The sequence below is a fragment of the Duganella sp. FT27W genome, assembly GCF_009295655.1.
Taxonomy (GTDB): Bacteria; Pseudomonadota; Gammaproteobacteria; order Burkholderiales; family Burkholderiaceae_D; genus Rugamonas; species Rugamonas zoogloeoides.
On sequence record NZ_WHIV01000001.1, the window covers coordinates 1,057,177 to 1,074,452 of the forward strand.

The following is a 17,276-nucleotide window of genomic DNA, read 5'->3' on the forward strand; positions in this document are numbered from 1 at the left end:
TTACTTGGTGGCTGACAGCGCGACCGTGACCGGTGCGCGTACGCGCGCGGCCTGGGCCGACACGTACTTGGTCCAGTCTTCGCGCTTGGCGAAGTCGCCGGCGCGGGTCCAGCCGGCGCCCACGTAGTAGCGCAGCGGCTGGCCGGAAACGATTTTCGCGGTGATCAGCGCATTGAGCTTGTCTTCGGCGTAGTCCTTTTCGCCGGCGGTCGGCACGATGATCGCGGTGCCGAAGGCGCCGTTCGATTTCTGTTCCACCCATTGCAGCAGCGCGCGGTCGGCCGGTTGCGTGATCGGCTGCACCTTGGCGTCCTGGCCCTTGTCGGCCGGGGTTTTGTTCAGGCCGATGGCGGCGGTGAGCTGCTGCGGACCGGTGAAGTTGAAAGTGCTGTCGATCTGGTCGAAGTAGTGGCCGGCATCGACGGTGAAGCGCTTCACTTCCGAGACCTTGGCGCCGCCGGCATCCCAGGCGTCGTACGACAGCTCGAAGATGGCGCGGATCGGGCCATTGGCGATCACTTTCCAGCCGGCGTAGTTCACGCCCGTGTACAGGGTCTTGCCGTCCCAGATGCCGGCGCCGCCGGCGCCGCGCGACTTGCCGACGTTGTACATGTCCATGCCTTCGCCTTCGTCGTCATGGTAATGGTCGTGGCCCTTGTTGTACCAGCGATCGACGATCGGGTACGGTACGCGCTTGAACCAGATGTCCATGCCGCTGGTGACCAGCACCTCCTTGCCGCTGCCTTCGGCGGCAGGCGCCGCCAGCGCGGGACCATAGGTACGGTGCGCCACCTTGTCGTTCTCCCAGGCGAAATCGTCGAGACGTTCCTGGATGTAGCGGGCCGACACCTTGCTCGGGAAGACCGGCGCCACGGTGTCGATTTTCTCGACCGTGAAGGTGGCCTTCTTTTCGCCCGGGGCGAAGTCATGCTGGAAAATCAGCTCGCCGTAGGCGATGCCTTCGTTTTTCGGATCCTTGGCCTGCGGCGCCACATTGGTCACCTGGTATGGCAGCACCTTGCCCGCAGCATCCTTGACGGCGATCTTCTGCAGCAGCGCACCAGGCAGGGCGCGATTGACTTCGGTCCAGGGGATGGTGATGGTTTCCGATGGGCGGGCCTGGTCCAGCGTGTGGGTGACGGTGACAGTCAGGCGCTCGGCGGCGTTGACGATGCCGGCGCTGGCCAGGGCGGTGAACAGGATTGCGGGGACGAACAGCTGCTGACGTAGTTTCATGTATTTACCAGTCCTTCGATACGAGTGAGGCAAGTGATACAACGATAGGGGGTATCGCGCAGAGGCGCAACGCGTAGACTGTACCGCAATCGGTTAGCCCCGCAAAGCACGCCATGATCGTTGGAGTATCGATAGTCTGATTGAGAGTGTCAACGCTTCGCGCCATCTAATCACTTTCGTGAGTAGATGGCGTAAAACCAGGTTCACACCGCAGTGTCACACCTCCAGGACGATGGCCGGCGCCGTCATGCGGCGGCGTTGTTCTGCATCGACGGCCGCATTGAGGTCGGGCGAAAAGTCATCGACATGCACCGACAGGTCGGTAAAGCGTGCGAAGTCGGCCAGTGTGCGGCGCTCCTCCGGCGTGAGCAGGCCAAGCGACACCGCGTGCGCGCTCCACTGGTCCAGCAGCGGCAGGGTTTGCGGCATCGCTTCGAGCTGGCCGGCGCGCACGACGGGTTTCAGGCGATGCTCGATGGCGTCCACCTGCGGCAGCAGGGCGAAAGCCAGTTCGCCGCAGGCGACCGGGTCGCGCAGATCGTCGGCCAGGAAGCCGTCGGCCAGCAGGCGTTCGCGGCTCGGGCCGGCCGTCTGCATGGCGCGCGCCACGTCGCCGCCTAGGTCGTCGTTCGGTTCCGCGTACGGCATCCCGAACGGGAACAGCAGCACGCGCACGGCGCCGGCGATGAAGCGGTTGGGGAAGTTGTCGAGCACTCCGGCGAGCGCCAGTTGTGCCTTGTGCAGCGCGTCCTGCACCGACCAGTGCACGTACGGCGCATCGTCGGCCTGGCGACCGTCGTCTTCGAATCGCTTGAGCGTGGCGCTCACCAGGTACAGCATCGACAGCGCATCGCCCAGGCGGGCGGAGATGCGTTCGCGGCGCTTGAGTTCTCCGCCCAGCACGAACATCGAGGTGTCGGTCAGCAGCGCAAAGGCGGTGGACATGCGGCCGACGGCGCGGTAATAGCCGGCCATGGCGGGATCGGCCTGCTGCGGCACGGGCGCGGAACTGGCGCCGGTGAGCGCGTACCACAGGCCGCGCGCGGCATTGGCGCACACGAAGCGCACGTGGCCGAAGAAGGCGTCGTCGAATTCCAGCTCGGCGCGGCGCTGGTCCTTGTCGGCCGTGGCGTGCATTTCGCGCAGCACGTAGGGATGGGCGCGAATGGCGCCCTGGCCAAAGATGATCAGGCAGCGCGTGAGGATGTTGGCGCCCTCCACCGTAATGGCGATCGGGATCTGCTGGTAGGCGCGGCCGAGGAAATTGCTGGGCCCCATGCAGATGCCCTTGCCGCCCAGGATGTCCATGCCGTCGTTGACCACCGCGCGTCCTCGTTCGGTGACGTGGTACTTGGCGATGGCCGAGATCACGGCCGGCTTCTCGCCGAGGTCCACGGCCAGCGCGGACAGCTTGCGGGTGGCGTCCATCATGTACAGGTTGCCGCCCATGCGGGCCAGCGCTTCCTGCACGCCTTCGAACTTGCCGATCGGCGTTTTGAACTGGCGCCGGATCGCGCAATAGGCGCTGGTGCCGCGCACGGCCAGCTTGGCGGTGCCCACGCTGGTCGATGGCAGGGATATCGCGCGACCGGCAGCCAGGCACTCCATCAACATGCGCCAGCCCTTGCCGATCTGCTGCGGCCCGCCGATGATCCAGTCCATCGGAATGAACACGTCCTTGCCGCTGGTAGGGCCGTTCTGGAACACGGCGCCCAGCGGCCAGTGGCGGCGGCCGATCACCACGCCCTCGTGGGTGGTGGGTATCAGCGCGCAGGTGATGCCGGTATCGGTCCCGGGAGGCAGCAGCCGGTCTGGATCGACCACGCGGAATGCCAGGCCAAGCAGGGTGGCGATGGGGCCCAGCGTGATGTATCGCTTGTTCCAGGTGATGCGCAAGCCCAGCGTCTCGCGGCCTTCGTGGGTGCCCATGCAGACCACGCCGGTGTCGGGAATGGCGGCGGCATCGGACCCCGCGTAGGGGCTGGTGAGCGCGAAGCACGGGATTTCCTTGCCGGCGGCCAGGCGTGGCAGATAGTAGTTTTTTTGTTCTTCGGTGCCATAGTGGAGCAGCAGTTCGGCCGGTCCCAGCGAGTTGGGCACCATCACCTGCACGGCCAGTGCCGACGAGCGGGTGGACAGCTGCATCACCACCTGCGAGTGCATGTACGCGGAGAAGGCCTTGCCGCCGTACTCCCTGGGGATGATCATGCCGAGAAAGCCCTTGTCGCGCGCATACTGCCAGGCCGGCGCGGGAATGCCTTGCCACACTTGCGTCGATTCCCAGTCGTCCACCAGTTCGCACAGGTGGCGCACTTCCACGTCGAGGAACGACTGTTCTTCGGCGGTGAGCGTGGGCTTGGGCAATTTCATCAGCTTGTCCCAGTCGGGCCGGCCCGAGAACAGGTCGGCGTCCCACCAGGTGGTGCCGGCTTCGAGTGCGTCGCGTTCGGTGTCGGACATGGCGGGCAGGATGCGCTTGAACAGCGCAAAGATATGCGGCGTGACCAGGCTGCGGCGCAGTGCCGGCACGCCGAGGATCACGGCTGGTACGCCGATCAGCAATACCACTATGGTCCAGAAAATCATGATGTGCTCCTCCTGTTTTTAGGAGCACCATACTGCGGACCGCGATGCGCCACTGTGCGGCTGCGCTCATAGTGCGCAGTGCCGCAGCCCAGCTTACAGCGACTTCAAAAACGCCAGCACGGCGTCGCGGTCGGTCCTGGACAGCTGTTCGAAGCGCTGCCGCGCCCGCGCCGCTTCGCCGTCGTGCCACAGGATCGCCTCGGTCAGGTTACGTGCGCGACCGTCATGCAGGTAGCCGACGCTGCCGGCGCTGCCCATCACCTTGTCGGTATAGCCGATGCCCCACAGCGGCGCGGTGCGCCACATATTGCCTTTCGCTTGTCCTTCCACCAGGTTGTCGGCCAGGCCGGGGCCCATATCGTGCAGCAGCAGGTCGGAATATGGCGCGATGGTCTGGTTGCGCAGTTCCGCGAACAGGTGGCCGCTGCCGGTGGTCATTTGCGCCGTGTGGCAGGCCACGCAGCGCATACCGTTGAACAGCCGCGCGCCGGCCGCCACCTGGGCGGCATCCACGCGGTGCTCGTCCAGCGGCGCCACCCCCCTGGGGAAGCCGCTCGGCATGCTGCGCTGGGCCGGCACCGCCACCAGCGCCAGGTACTGGGTGATCAGTTGCAGGTCGGCTTCGGTGATGCCCGGCTGCGCGGCCGCCGCGCCGCAGCCGGCGGGATCGGTGTGGCACGACCGGTTGCGATAGACCGGCGACGTGACCGCCATGTCGGCCAGCAGCGCCGACGCGGTTTGATGGCGTAGGCTGGCCTTCGACGCCTTCCAGCCGAAGCGGCCCAGGCGCACCGCGCCCGACTCCGGATCGAACACGAAGTTGGCCACGCCGATGACACCGTCGGCGTCCGGGGAAGATCGCACGTGCGACAGGATCTCCGCTTCCGGGATCGCCTCGAGCAGGCCGGTGCCCATCATCGGCTGGGCTGCGCGCAGCGATACCGCCGCCGGGGTGGCGCCGTCGAAGGCGATGGCGGGCTTGCGCAGCTCGACCACGGTGCCGTCGGCCAGCGTGACCTGGCGCGTATCGAACGCCGCCACGCGCACGCCACTGCCCCAGTTCTGGCGCGCGCCGGTAGCGGACACGCCGTTCATCTGCACCGCCGCACCATATTGCGGATGCGGCGACTGCACGCCGTTGGCGTCGATGGCGGCCACCCGCACCGACATCGTGTCCAGGCGCTGGTTGATGGCGGCGGGCGCCGGGCTGCGGCCGTTGTTGACGTGGCACGCGATGCAGGCCGACTGGTTGAAGCGCTGGCCCTGCAGGCCCACCGCCGCTGCATAGCGGTCGTTGCCAGGTTCGTTGTGCTCACCGGTGGTAAAGCTGGTGTGCACCAGGCGCCGGCCCTCCACGAAGCGCTGCATGTTCTGCATGCCGATGTGGTTATGCGGTTGCTGGAACATGAACAGGCCGTTGTCGCTGTAGTTGTAGGACACCGAACCGAGGCCGCCGGCCAGCGTGGCTGCCGGCAGCGGCACCGAGTTCAAACGCGGCTGCACGCCATACCACGGCCGCAAACCGGCGCCCACCACGTAGATCCACTCCGCCGAGTAGTAGCGGATGCCGCCGGTGTCGCCAATGGCGCCCATGGCGGCGGTGGTGGAAAACATCGACGGCGATACCTCGATAACGTCGCCCACGGCCAGCGCCCGTGCCGGCACATGGACATTGTTCGGCATGCCGGCGGCATCGAGGCCGCCGTGGCCCGGGTAGTCCTTGACCTGCAAGGTGCAGGCGCCGTTGATGCCGGTGGCGGTAGCCAGCTTGCCGTTGGCGGGGTAGGGCGTGGGTTTGCAGACGGCGACACCGCGGTCCACCAGTTCGCCGGGCGCCATCCAGCCGTAGCCGGTCACGCCGGGACGGTCGAAGCCGCGAAAAAAGGCCACGCCGCCGGGCAGGAAATCGACGGTGGTGTACTGGTTGACGATCAAAGTAGGCTTGGCCACGCCGGCCACGCGGCTGTTGTCGATGATCTCCACGCCCCAGGTGCGGTTCTTGAAATACTGCGGCACGAAGGTGAGGTAGTTGCCTGGGCCCTTGTCCACCGGCAGGCCGGTGGCCGGATCCACGGTGTCATTGGGGCCGTAGCCGATTTCGTTCCAGTCCTCGCCCCGTTCGCGCCCGTGGCGCGCCAGCCCGCGCGCGCCGAAACGCGTGACCAGCGTGCCGTCGGCCAGGGTGAACTGCAGCGTCTCGAGCGGTTCGGCGCTCGCGGGCAGCGGCGTCCAGCCGGCGCCGCTGGCGGGATAGCGCAGCGCAGAAGTCGTGGCCGTGGGCAGGGTGTTGTCATTGCCGGGCGACTTGAACTCCACCTCGAACAGCGAGTAACCGTACTGCGTGGCGCGTTCCACGCCCTGCACGCGCAGATAGCGCGCCCGTGCGCCCAGGTTGAAGAACTCCTCGGCGCCGCCGCGGCCGTCGGTCACGTAGCGCAGCTGCGACCAGTTCTGGCCATCGTCGGACACCTGCACCGCGTACTGTTTTGCGTACGAGTCTTCCCACAGCAGTTTCATGTAGCCGATGGCGGTGCTGGCGCCGAAATCGAACTGGATGTACGCGTTATCGACGGCGGTGCTGGACCAGCGCGTGGTCACACTGCCGTCGATAGCTTGAAAGGCCGACATGGCCGGATTTTCCACGGCCGACGACGTGGCGGCGGCCGGCTTGACGACCACGCCTGGCTGGCCCGGATCGCTGACGATCGGCGCTGGCACGGCCACCACCGGCGGCGGCTGCACTTGCACCGGATCGGGCGTGGAAGCTGCCGATTTCTCGCCGCCGCCCCCGCCGCATGCTGCCAGGGCCAATGCTACGCCGAGTGGCAGCATGCGGGTGGTGATGGTGTGTAGTGCGATCAAGACAGGCCCCTCGGCATTTGACGGCGGCATAATAGTGCCACATGGAAACATTAATGCTATCACATGCGTACCATTGGAGCCACGCCGGCCACACCGACCGCCACTTTCAACGCGCAGGAGTTACGGCATAAGCCTTGCCCCGCACCGCGTTGAACGTGGTGGTATAGCCGAGGGCATCGCGCCGGCTGGCGGCTTTTACGCCGGCCACCTGCACCGGCACGGCGGTGCGCAGCACGCAGCGGCCATCGCGCCGCGCGGTGATGCGCGCCGATTTCAATTGCCCCTGACCCCAGTCGATATCGACCACGAAGTTGCCGCGCCCGACCAGTCCCTTGACTTCACCATCGCGCCACGCGGCCGGCAGCGCCGGCAGCAGGTGCAATTCGCCATTCTGACTTTGCAACAGCATCTCGATCACGCCGGCGGTACCGGCAAAATTGCCGTCGATCTGGAACGGCGGATGGGCGTCGAACAGGTTGGCGTAGGCGCCGCCGTGCTTGTCGCCTGGTTTGGTCAGGCGCAGCAGGTTGCGGAACAACTTGTAGGCGTGGTCGCCATCGAGCAGCCGCGCCCACATATTAACCTTCCACGCCAGCGCCCAGCCGGTGCCGTCGTCGCCGCGCAGTTCCAGCGTGCGGCGCGCGGCGTCGGCCAGCCTGGGCGTGGCAAGCGGCGAGATGTCGCGCGCCGGATGCAGCGCGTACAGGTGCGACACGTGGCGATGGTGCGGTTCCACTTCCTCGAAGTCTTTCGACCATTCCTGCAACTGGCCGCGCGCGCCCACCTGGAACGGCAGCAGCTTGTCGTTGGCCGCGCGCACCTGGCGGCGGAACGGCGCATCGATGTTCAATTCCTTGCCGGCCGCTTCGAGGTTGCGGAACAAGTCACGGGCGATGGCGATGTCCATGGTGGACGCCACGCTGACCACGCCGGTCTGGCGGTCGCGATAATAAAAGGCGTTTTCCGGCGAGGTGGAAGGAGAGGTTACCAGTTGTCCCTGGGCGTTGGGCTGCAACCAGGCCAGCATGAACTGCGCCGCGCCTTTCATGACCGGGTAGGCGCTGCGCAGGTAATCGCGGTCGCCGGTGAACTGGTAGTGCTCCCACAGGTGGCGGGTGAGCCAGGCGCTGCCCATGCTCCAGTTGGCCCACTTGGGATCGCCCTTGCCGAAGTCGCCGACCGGATTGCTGCTGGCCCAGACGTCGGAATTGTGGTGCACCGCCCAGCCGGGCGCGTGGTAGTACGAGGCGGCCGTCTCGGCGCCGGTGACGGCCAGGTTGCGTATCAGGTCGTCCATTGGCGTGAACAGTTCGCCCAGGTTGGCGCTGTCAACCAGCCAGTAATTCATCTGGACGTTGATGTTGGTGGTGTAGTTGCTGCTCCATGGCGCGCGCACGATGGGATTCCAGATGCCCTGCAGGTTGGCCGGCGCGTTGCGGGTGCGCGAGGACGACATCAGCAGATAGCGGCCGTACTGGACGTACAGCGCTTCCAGTCCGGGATCGGCGGCGCCGGCGGTGTGCTCGGCCAGGCGGCGGTCGGTCGGAATGGCGCTGCGGTCGGGCGCGTTGCTGTCCAGCGTGAGCGACACACGGTCGAACATGCTGCGGAAGTTGTCCACGTGGGCGGCGCGCAGCGCGGCGTAGCTGCGTTTGGCGGCGGCGTCCAGGTAGCCCTGCGCCAGCGCGTGCTGGTCGCGTCCCGCGCTGTCGGGGCACCGGTCGTAGCCGGCAAAGCTGGTGGCGGCCGACAGCAGCAGCGTGACCGAGGTCGCGGCGCGGACGCGCAGGCGGGAGCCGTCGGTTTCCACGGTGCCGTCGCCATCATCGAGCACCGGCTTGACCAGCAGCTCGTAGCGCATGCCCTTGCATCCGGTCGGATCGATCTCCACGATCGGCTCGGGATTGTGCTTGACGTAGCTGGGATCGACGTGGGCCGGCGCCTTGCCGGCCAGCCGCAGGCCGTTTGCCGTGGCCATGCTGGTCGATTTGAGCAGACTGGCCGTTTCCAGTTCCAGGTTCAGGCTGCGCGGCTGGTCGGCCGTGAGCCGCACCACGATCACCTGGTCGGGTACCGAGGCGAACACCTCGCGCCGGTACGCCACGCCATTTGCCGTAAAGGCTGTGGACTGGATGCCGTCGCGCAGATCGAGGCTGCGCCGGTAGCCGGTGGCCGGGGCGCCGGCCAGGTCGTGGCGCAGGTGCAGGTCGCCCAGCGGCAGGAAGCCTTCCGTGTAGCGGCCTTGCAGCTTGCGCGACAGCGCGTAGGCTGCTGCGTAGTCGTCGCGGGCCAGGGCCTGGCGCACTTCGCCCAGCGCGGCAAAGGCGCCGGGGTTGAGGTTCTTGTCCACCGGGCCGCCGCTCCACAGGGTGGCCTCGTTCAGTTGCAGCAGTTCGTCGCCGGGGCGGCCGAACACCATCGCGCCCAGGCGGCCATTACCGACCGGGAGCGCCTCGGTCCAGGCGGCGGCCGGGCGGTCGTAGTGCAGGGTGAGGTCGGGTTTCGACGGTTCCGCGCGGGCGGACATGGCAAGCAGCACCAGGAGGCTGGTGGTTGCGAGTCGAGCGAGTGTCGGGCGCATGGCTGTACTTTGGTGGTGATTGAGTGGTCGATGATACGGCGATGAACCGGGCGTTTCGTGTCAATCGCCTGATAATTTGGCAGCGCCGGGGCGATCGACGGCGCTTACCGTATTGCTGCTGCGAAGAAGCCATTTATCCGCTATATTCTGCATCCTTCTCCGGCCCCAGTTACGGTGTTTTCAGTTCATGAGCTTGTCCCTGCCCAAAGCGTTGTTGTATCTACTGCTGGTCGTGGCGCACGGCTGCTGGGCGGCCGCGCCCCGGCCGCTGCTGTCCGAGTACACGCACACGGCGTGGACGGCAGTCGATGGCGCGCCCACCGGCGCCACCAAGTTCGCCCAGGGCGACGATGGCTGGCTGTGGGTCGCCACGCCCACCGGCTTGTTCCGCTTCGATGGCGTCCATTTCGAGCGCGTGACGCAGGTGTACGGCCATGCGCTTGCCACCAGCAACATCATGGCGCTGGCCACGGCGCCCGACGGCGCGCTGTGGGTGGGCGACCGCGTGGGCGGCGTTTCGGTATTTCGCAAGGATGGCGCGCAAACCTATACCGAAGCAGGCGGCCTGCAACCGGTGGGCGTGATGCATATCGAGGTGGCGCCCGACGGCACGGTCTGGGCGGCGATGCGCGACGGCGTGGCGGTGCTGGCGCCGGGCGCGCGGCGCTTCGAGTATCTGCCGCCAACCGCCGGCTTGCCGGCTCTGGGTGTGTTCCAGATCCTGTTCGCGCGCGACGGCACCACCTGGATCGGCACCAATATCGGCGCATATTTCAGGCCCAGGGGCGAGTCGCGCTTTCGCCCGTCATGGCCGCGCGAGGGGCGGGTGGCGCTGGCAGAGGCGCCCGATGGCGCGATCTGGGCCCAGGATTTTCAGCATAGCTATTACAAGGTGCGGCGTACCGCGCCGCCGGCCGGCACCGTGATCAAGCCGGACATGGACGGATCGTCGCTCCGCTACGACCAGCGGGGCACGCAGTGGGTGCTGCACGCCGATGCGCTGGAACGCCGCGTCAAGGGCGCCGGTCCCGCCGCACCGGACCAGCGCCTGTCGCAATTGAACGGTATCAGTGGCCCGATGCTGTCAACCAGTTTCCAGGACCGCGAGGGCAACCTGTGGATCAGCACGTCGCAGGGCATCGACCGGCTGCGTCCCAACCGCCTGACTACCATGCCGGGCAAGGTGCGCCTGCAGTTTCCCGCGCTGATGACCGGCCCCGAAGGCGATATCTGGGTGGGCGACTATGCCGGCGACGTGTGGAGCTACGACGCCGATGGACCGCGCCAGCGCGAAGTGGCCGGCGAAATCACGGCCGCGCACACGGCGCAGGATGGCGTGCTGTGGCTGGGCGGCACCGCCGGCGTCAAGCGCCGCGCGCCCGATGGCGCGGTGACCACGTTCGGCTTTCCCGACGACGTCAAGGGTCTGCGCGTGCACGCGTTGCAACAGGACCGCCACGGCGCGCTGTGGGCCTCGTTCTCGGCCGGCAAGGGCGTGTACCGGCTGGAGCATGGCCGCTGGGTAAAGTCCGGCGGCCTGCGCGGCATCTCCGAGCTGCTCACCACCACCATGGCGCTTGATGGTCAAGGCGATCTGTGGCTCGGGCATTTGCGCAGCGAGATCAGCGTGGTGGGCGACGGCGGCGTGCGCCGCCTCGGTGCAGCACATGGGCTGGAACTGGGCACCGTGCTGGCCCTGCATGCGGACGGCCAGCGCATGTGGGTGGGCGCCGAGAACGGCGTGGCGCTGTATCGCGATGGCGGCTTCGTCGTACTGGCAGGCGAGCGTGGCGAGCGCTTTCGCGGCGTCTCCGGCATCGTGCGCATGCCGGACGGCGACCTGTGGCTGCACGGTGCGGAAGGCCTGTTCCGCATCGCCGCCGCCAGCCTCGACGCATGGTCGAACAATCCGAGGGCGCTGCTGGCATTTGAACGCTTTGACGCCCGCGACGGCATGCAGGGCCACGCACCGCAACTGCGCCCGGTGCCGTCGCTGCTGCGCGCCCGCGACGGCAAGCTGTGGTACGCCACCACCAGTTCGGTCGGCACCATCGACCCGGCCAACATCCTGCGCAATCGCCTGCCGCCGCCCGTGCGCATCGTCGCGGTGGTGGCGGAAGGCGCGCGCCATCCAGTCGGCGAAGCCGGGCCGCACTCGTTGGCGCTACCGCAGGGGACGCGTGACATGCAGATCGATTTTACGGCGCTCAGCCTCTCGATCCCGGAGCGGGTGCGCATGCGTTACCGGCTGGCGGGCCTGGACCGCGACTGGCAGGAGCCGGTGGGGCGGCGCGCCGCCTACTATACCAATCTGGCGCCGGGCAAATACCGCTTCGAGGTGATCGCCTCCAACGAGGACAACTTGTGGAACACTGCCGGCGCCGCGCTCGACATCGACATCGCGCCGACCTTCGTGCAAACCGGCTGGTTCAAGCTGCTGCTGGCAGCATTGGCGCTGCTGCTGCTCTACATCGCGTACGCGCTGCGCATCCGCAGCCTCACCCGGCGCATGCAGGAGCGCCTGCAGGAACGGCTGGCCGAGCGCACCCGGATTGCCCGCGCGCTGCACGACACCCTGCTGCAAAGCGTGCAGTCGCTGTTGCTGTCGTTCGACGCCCACAGCCGGCTGCTCAAGGAAGGCACGCAGGAACGCGCGCGGCTGGACCAAACCCTCAACCTGGCCGAGCAACTGCTGGTGGAAGGGCGCGACCAGATCATGGACTTGCGGGCCTCGGCGTCGCCCGAGGAACTGGGGCTCGCGCTCGAGCAGTTCGGCAAGGGGCTGGCGGAGCATCGCGCCCACCAGTTCGAGATGCGGATGCGCGGCGCGCCGCACCGCCTGCAGCCCGGTGTGCAGGATGAGATCTACGCGATTGCCCGCGAAGCGCTGTTCAATGCGTCGCGCTATGCGGATGCGGGGAAGATCACCCTGATGCTGGAGTATGGAGCCGGCGGCCTGACGCTGCGGGTGGACGATGACGGTCGGGGCCTCAATGACAGCGTGGCTGCCGCCGGCCACCGCCCCGGGCACTGGGGTATGGTGGGCATGCGCGAGCGCGCCCGTAACCTGAGCGGCACGCTGGACATCGATAGCGCACCGGGTGCCGGCACACAGGTAAAGCTGCATGTGCCGGCCCGCAAGGCATACTGATGACGCCTGACCGGGCCTTCAGGGCAAGACGCCAGTGCTCCCTTAAGCGCCCGGGCGCTGGCGGTGGAACTTGATCGGCGTGTAGGCCACGTTGGATGGCGGGGCGGACTTCAGGATGTTGGTCTTCATCGCGCCCACCACGTGCATCTCGCACGGTTTGCAGTCGAAGCGCAGGGTGTAGGTTTCCTTGCCGCTGACCAGGGTCATCGGCTCAGCTTTTACCTGTCCCTGCACGCCTTGCACGCCCTTGGCCTGCTTGGGGCACAGGTTGAACGAGAAGCGCAGGCAGTGCTTGGTGATCATCAGCGGCACTTCGCCGGCTTCCTCGTGCGCCTCGTAGGCGGCGGCGATCAGCTGCACGCCGTGCTTCTGGTAGAACGCGCGCGCCTTTTCGTTGTACACGTTGGCCAGGTAGCTCAGTTGCGTTTCCGGGTACACCGGCGGCGGTTCGATCGACGCCTTGCGCAGCGGCCGCTCCCATGCGGCGAGACGCACCGCTTCGTGCGCTTCGACCGCATCGCGGCGCAGCGCGTTGATGGCGGCCGACGGCACGAACCACGGCTGCGAGAGATTGAGTTCCACGTCCGACGCCGTAAACATGGTGGCGCCCAGCTTGGACAGGCTGGCGCGCAGGCCGGCTGCGGCCTGGTCGGCCTGCTGCGCCGGTTGCAGCGCCATCGGCGCATCGGTCACACTCAGGCACCCGTCTTCGTCGAGCAGCGACAGGCGCAGGCCCGCGCCGCCGTCGAGTTCGGACAGGGTGGCGTGCACCGACACCTTGCGATCTGCCGATTTCTTGTTCAGGATCGCTTCCCACTGGTGGTCGCGGTTGCGGTGGATGGCGATGCCGGGCTTGAAGCCGGGCAGGGCGAGGAAGGCTTCGTTGGGGAACACGCGCCACAATTCGCCATCCTTGCTGTCGCCGAGTTTCTTGGCGACGTTGGCCTGCACGCCCACGGTTTCGCGCTTGTTCATGTAGTTCAAGCCGTCGCCGTTGGCCAGCGGGGCGTTCGACACCATGTCGAAGTGGTCGGTGGCCACGCGGGTGACGGTGCCCAGTTCCAGGCCCAGGTATTTCGGGCTGTCGAAGGCGCCGATTTCTTCCGTGCGGCCGTTGGCGAAGTAATCGGTGTGGCCGCGATTGAAATTTTTCTCCACGTCCGGCGTGAAGTGAATGCTGGTGGTGCCGCTGGCAGCGCGCTTGAATTCGGTGCGGCGCTCGAGAATCTCGTCGAGCAGCAGGCGGTAGTGGGCGGTGATGTTCTTCACGTAGCCCATGTCCTTGTAGCGGCCTTCGATCTTGAGCGAGCGGATGCCGGCATCGATCAGCGCTTCCAGGTTGCGGCTCTGGTCGTTGTCCTTCATTGAAAGCAAATGCTTGTCGTAGGCAACCACGCGGCCGGCGTTATCGGAAAGCGTGTATGGCAGGCGGCACGCCTGCGAGCAGTCGCCGCGATTGGCGCTGCGGCCCGTATCCGCGTGCGAGATATAGCACTGGCCGGAAAACGCCACGCACAGCGCGCCGTGCACGAAATATTCGAGCGGGGTGTCGGTGGCGGCGTGGATGTCGCGGATCTGGTTGATGGTCAGTTCGCGCGCAAGCACCAGCTGCGAGAAGCCGGCGTCGCCGAGGAATTTCGCCTTCTCTTTCGTGCGGATGTCGCACTGGGTGCTGGCGTGCAGCTGGATCGGCGGCAGGTCCATTTCCATCAGGCCCAGGTCCTGCACGATCAGCGCATCGACGCCGGCCTCGTACAACTGCCAGATCTGCTTGCGCGCACCTTCCAGTTCCGAGTCGTGCAGGATGGTGTTGAGCGTAACGAAAATGCGCGCATGGTAGCGATGCGCGAACTGCACCAGCGCCGAGATATCCTCGATCGGGTTGCTGGCGTTATGGCGGGCGCCAAAGGCGGGACCGCCGATATAGACAGCGTCGGCACCGTGGAGGATGGCCTCCCGGCCGATTTCGGCGGTTTTGGCGGGCGACAGCAGTTCGAGCTGGTGGGCTAGCAGAGACATGGCAGATTCCTTCTGGTGAAGGGCGACATTATAGCGGGGTTGGATGTCGGCGGCAGTTGCAACTTTATGGCTGTTGCTTTGTCTAATGGGGATTGATACTTCAATCAACATTGTCCTATGCCCAATCCAGCCAGGGAGGCGGTTATGAATGACGAAATAGCGACGATTGCAGACGACATCTTGTACAGAGCGATCGAAGATGTCACTGGGCTGCATTTCAGCGGCGCGGATGACGCTGAGGTTCAGGCTTTTTCAGTGGTATTGAACAAGGTGCTCAATAATGAACGTACTGCTGGGAAATTTGCACAGAGGGTTGCCGCATATGGCAACCGCGACGCTTGCCAACACCTGCCTCCCCTCGAGAAGTATCGCAATATCAAATTGAAAACCGTAAAAGCTTCTCCAGGTCCCGCAGATCCCACGGCCGACGATTATCCGTCGGACGCATCGCATTCCAGCGCTACAAAAGTAGCCGAAGCGTGAATCCGCTAGAATGACCCATCCGCGCGCCGACACCCGTGCGCGCGTGCCTAGGAGATTTGCATGACCGAACCGACCAATTACGTCCCGCCCGCAGTCTGGACCGCGCCCACCACGGCAGGCGGCACCTTTGCCAGCATCAACCGCCCGGTAGCGGGCCCCACGCACGACAAGGAACTTCCAATCGGCAAACACCCGTTGCAGCTGTATTCGCTGGGCACGCCCAATGGCGTCAAGGTCACCATCCTGCTCGAGGAATTGCTGGCGGCAGGGCACACCGGCGCCGAGTACGACGCCTGGCTGATCCGCATTAACGAAGGCGACCAGTTCGGCAGCGGCTTCGTGGACATCAATCCCAACTCCAAGATTCCGGCACTGCTGGACCTTAGCGGGGCAGAACCGCAGCGCGTGTTCGAATCGGGTTCGATCCTGGTGCACCTGGCCGAAAAATTCGGCGCCTTCCTGCCGAAAGAGGGCAGTGCCCGGACCGAAACCCTGAACTGGCTGTTCTGGCAGATGGGTTCGGCGCCGTTCATGGGCGGCGGCTTCGGTCACTTCTACGCGTATGCGCCGGAAAAGCTCGAGTACCCGATCAACCGCTATGCGATGGAAACCAAGCGCCAGCTCGACGTGCTGGACCGCCAGCTGGCGCAGCATCGCTACGTGGCAGGGGACGAGTACACGATTGCCGACATGGCAATCTGGCCGTGGTACGGCTGGATGGTGCTGGGACAGCTCTACAATGCGGCCGAGTTCCTGTCGGTGCACGAGTACCAGCATGTCAAGCGCTGGGCCGAAGAGATTGCCGCGCGGCCGGCGGTGCAGCGCGGCCGCAGGGTGAACCGGGTGTTCGGCGAGCCAGCCGTGCAACTGGCGGAGCGCCATGACAAGGCTGACCTGGACTAAGTAACTCATGCTGCGGACGACGGGAAACATGTCCGCAGCATGCAGTTCCTCAACTCATTTAACTCGACATTACTACCTATATTGTCGATTAATATTACTGTATGCGATACTGTATAATTGGCTGTATATTCACACAGTCTTTTAGCCCGGTATCGACCATGCAGCTGCCAACGCCAGAGAAGAAGTTCGCCGTCATCAACCTCGAGCCGTTTCCCGCGCACAGCGACGGCGCGGCGCAGCGGCGCCAGCGCGACCGGGATGCCCTGCGTACCATCGCCGAGGACGCCATCACCGATGCCCAGACCGACAGCGAAATCGCCCGCGAATTCATCAGCCACGGCGAACTGGGCCCCAAATCGATCGCCAATACCCAAAAAGAGCTGTTCCGCTTCCTGACCTGGTGCCGGGAAGAGGCGGGCAAGACGCTGCGCCAGCTCAGCGTCGCCGAGCTCAATAGCTACAAGGACTTCCTCAAGGCGCCGCCGGCCTCGTGGATTTCCACCACCAAGTGGCCGCGCAGCGATGAACGCTACCGGCCGTTCAGCGGCCCGTTATCCGACGCCAGCCGGCGCCAGGCCATGATCGCGGTCAAGGGATTATTCGCGTACGCCACGCAGACAGGCTATCTGCGGCGCGATCCGGCGGCGCTGGTCAAGCACGTCAAAACGGCCAGTGCCAGCCGCATCACGCGCTACCTTACGCACGACGCGCTGGCCCTGGCGCTGCATACAGTCGCCACGCGCGAGGCGCCTGCGCCAGCCGCCATGCGCCGCCGCGAACGCGATCGCTTCCTGCTGACGGCCTACATTCACACCGGCGCGCGCCTCAACGAAATCGTCAGCGCCAACATGGGCGCGTTCTACACCGAAGGCAACGGCCGCTGGTGGCTCGACGTGCTCGGCAAAGGCAACAAGCCGCGCCGGCTGCCGGTGCCGCCCGAAATGCTGTCCGCTTACCGACAATACCGCGCCGCCTTTGGCTTGCTGCCGCACACCATCCGCACCGACACCACGCCGCTGGTCCTGTCGAGCCGGGGTGACGCGCTGGTGCGCATCACCGACGAAGCAGCGTCCGACGCACTCAAAGCCATCTTCGCCGCCGCAGCCGGCGCCGCCGACGCGTTCGGCGATGCGGACATGGCCGCGACATTGCGCCAGGCATCGGCGCACTGGCTGCGCCACAGCATGTTGACCAATCACGCCAACAACGGCGTGCAATTGAAAACGCTGCAGGAAACGGCTGGTCACGCCAGCATTGCGACGACGGCGGCGTATTTGCACAAGAGCGATAATGAGCGGCATGATGAAATTCTGGCGTCGGCTGGGGTTCGGGTTGGGTCGGATACATAACTTCGCATAATTTATATTATGTAAAATCTCGCTCGGGGAAACGGATTCCCAGTTCTCCCTCCGCGGGCCTCTTCACGTAGCCAGCGAACTCGGCTTGGCTACCTTC

The 17,276-nt window shown here is 65.8% G+C and carries 9 protein-coding genes; 4 read left to right on the forward strand and 5 right to left on the reverse strand.

The window, feature by feature from the left end:
* The 4 genes from F8197_RS04560 to F8197_RS04575 form a co-directional block, all read right to left on the reverse strand.
* Complete coding sequence (locus F8197_RS04560) at nt 1–1,236, reverse strand: DUF4861 domain-containing protein (protein ID WP_152880298.1); 1,236 nt, start codon at nt 1,234–1,236, stop codon at nt 1–3.
* Between the two features lie 216 nt (nt 1,237–1,452).
* Nucleotides 1,453–3,822, reverse strand: coding sequence for an acyl-CoA dehydrogenase (locus tag F8197_RS04565; RefSeq protein ID WP_152880300.1), 2,370 nt, complete (start codon nt 3,820–3,822; stop codon nt 1,453–1,455).
* A 93-nt stretch (nt 3,823–3,915) separates the two neighbouring features.
* Nucleotides 3,916–6,684: a di-heme oxidoredictase family protein gene (locus F8197_RS04570; RefSeq protein ID WP_152880302.1), complete on the reverse strand. Its 2,769-nt coding sequence runs from the start codon at nt 6,682–6,684 to the stop codon at nt 3,916–3,918.
* 106 nt (nt 6,685–6,790) lie between these two features.
* Entirely contained in the window at nt 6,791–9,211 is a 2,421-nt protein-coding gene (locus F8197_RS04575) for a glycoside hydrolase N-terminal domain-containing protein (protein ID WP_152880304.1), read from the reverse strand.
* 241 nt (nt 9,212–9,452) lie between these two features.
* Here F8197_RS04575 and F8197_RS04580 point away from each other — a divergent pair, with 241 nt between their 5' ends.
* Complete coding sequence (locus F8197_RS04580; RefSeq protein ID WP_227012063.1) at nt 9,453–12,416, forward strand: triple tyrosine motif-containing protein; 2,964 nt, start codon at nt 9,453–9,455, stop codon at nt 12,414–12,416.
* A 42-nt stretch (nt 12,417–12,458) separates the two neighbouring features.
* Here the strand turns inward: F8197_RS04580 and F8197_RS04585 are convergent, their stop codons facing one another.
* A complete protein-coding gene (locus F8197_RS04585; protein ID WP_152880306.1) occupies nt 12,459–14,435 on the reverse strand; it encodes a U32 family peptidase in 1,977 nt (658 codons plus the stop codon).
* 144 nt (nt 14,436–14,579) lie between these two features.
* On the opposite strand from F8197_RS04585, the gene F8197_RS04590 reads away from it, so the two are divergent.
* From F8197_RS04590 to F8197_RS04600, 3 genes are all read left to right on the forward strand, one after another.
* Complete coding sequence (locus tag F8197_RS04590) at nt 14,580–14,918, forward strand: hypothetical protein (RefSeq protein WP_152880308.1); 339 nt, start codon at nt 14,580–14,582, stop codon at nt 14,916–14,918.
* Between the two features lie 60 nt (nt 14,919–14,978).
* Nucleotides 14,979–15,821 (forward strand): glutathione-dependent disulfide-bond oxidoreductase, encoded by an 843-nt coding sequence (gene yghU, locus F8197_RS04595; protein WP_152880310.1) that lies wholly within the window; start codon nt 14,979–14,981, stop codon nt 15,819–15,821.
* Between the two features lie 158 nt (nt 15,822–15,979).
* Complete coding sequence (locus F8197_RS04600; protein WP_152880312.1) at nt 15,980–17,170, forward strand: tyrosine-type recombinase/integrase; 1,191 nt, start codon at nt 15,980–15,982, stop codon at nt 17,168–17,170.
* Nucleotides 17,171–17,276 lie beyond the last annotated feature (106 nt).